Source organism: Mesorhizobium sp. M4B.F.Ca.ET.089.01.1.1 (genome assembly GCF_004022605.1).
GTDB classification, from domain to species: domain Bacteria; phylum Pseudomonadota; class Alphaproteobacteria; order Rhizobiales; family Rhizobiaceae; genus Mesorhizobium; species Mesorhizobium abyssinicae.
In genome coordinates this window covers 1-1,506 of sequence record NZ_RZOS01000800.1, presented here as the reverse complement: position 1 = coordinate 1,506, position 1,506 = coordinate 1, and the positions used below count along the sequence as shown (strand labels likewise).

The following is a 1,506-nucleotide window of genomic DNA, read 5'->3' as shown; positions in this document are numbered from 1 at the left end:
GAGACAGAGTATCGGTCGCCGTCGGCCGCCTAAGTGACATCGATCGCGACTTGATTGCCCATCTGCGCGGCGGCCGCATCTATGACTTCATCCATACGGCGATCACGAAACGGGTATCGATCCTGATCAGCGGCGGCACTTCCTCCGGCAAGACGACGTTTCTCAACGCGTGCTTGAAAAGCATCGATGCCAATGAGCGCATTCTGACGCTTGAAGACACACGCGAACTGTTACCGCCCCAGGCTAACAAGGTGCACCTCCTCGCCCCAAAGGGCGATCAGGGCACGGCTGACGTGACGATTCAAAGCCTGCTCGAAGCATCGCTTCGCATGCGCCCCGACCGCCTGTTTGTCGGCGAAATCCGCGGCGCCGAAGCCTTCGCGTTCCTGCGCGCGATCAACACCGGCCACCCCGGCAGCATGTCCACGGTCCATGCCGATACGCCGATGGGTGCCTACGAGCAACTTGCCATGATGATGCAGCAGGCTGGCATGTCGTCAGGTTATTCCAAGGCCGATCTGATGTCCTACATTCAGATGGTCATCCCGATCGTCATCCAGCTCCGCCGCGACGGCGGCAAGCGCGGCGTGTCGGAAATCTTCTTTGCCCGGGATGAATCATGAGCCAGGGCTATAAGGCCTCTTACCTGCTCTTCTGCACCGCAATCGTGTTTGCAGTCTGGATTCTCGGCTATGGCCTCGGCCTCCAGATTTTTTTCCGTGACGGCCGCATTCTCGAAGCGACGATCACCACCAATCCATTCGCCCCATTGCAACAATTCTGGCTCTACAAGAGCAACACCACATTGCAGATGGTCGCGATCGGGGCGCTCGTCCCTGCCCTACTTGCCGGCGGCCTGGCTGCATTGCTCGGCCTTCGGCCGCAAGGCAGCCCACTCGGTGACGCGGCCTTTCAGGACATCGCTTCTCTCCGCCGCGGCAAGTGGTTTCGCAAAGCCGGCCATGTCTTCGGTCGCGTCGGCCGCAAAATCCTGCGCACCAAGGATGATCGTCACCATCTGATCATCGGGCCGACAAGATCGGGCAAAGGCGCCGGCTATGTCATCCCCAATGCTCTGATGCATGAAGGGTCGATGATTGTTACCGACCTCAAGGGAGAGATTTTCAAGGCGACGGCCGGATATCGCCGACGCAGCGGCAGCCAGGTCTTCCTTTTCGCGCCAGGCGCGGAGCGGACGAACCGCTACAACCCTCTCGACTTCATTCGCCAGGAACGCGGAAATCGCACGACCGATATCCAGAACACTGCGAGTATTCTCGTTCCCGAAAACACTGAATCCGAAAACTCGGTATGGCAGGCGACCGCTCAACAGGTCATGGCAGGCGCTATCAGCTATGTGCTGGAAAGCCCATTTTATAATGGCCGGCGCAATCTCGGGGAGGTCAATTCGTTCTTCAACAGCGGCGTCGACCTTCAGGCCTTGATGAAATTCATCAAGGCCAAAGAGCCGTACCTGTCCAAATTCACGTTGGAAAGCTTCAACGC

At 58.4% G+C, this 1,506-nt stretch carries 2 protein-coding genes; both read left to right on the top strand.

All coding sequences use genetic code 11. From position 1 onward, the window contains the following. A partial coding sequence (locus EN780_RS34000; RefSeq protein WP_189556979.1) for an ATPase, T2SS/T4P/T4SS family occupies positions 1-623 on the top strand: 623 nt, incomplete at its 5' end. Continuing rightward, the coding region (locus EN780_RS33995; RefSeq protein WP_133372877.1) for a type IV secretory system conjugative DNA transfer family protein at positions 620-1,506 on the top strand (887 nt) is incomplete at its 3' end. The genes EN780_RS34000 and EN780_RS33995, both read left to right, overlap by 4 nt.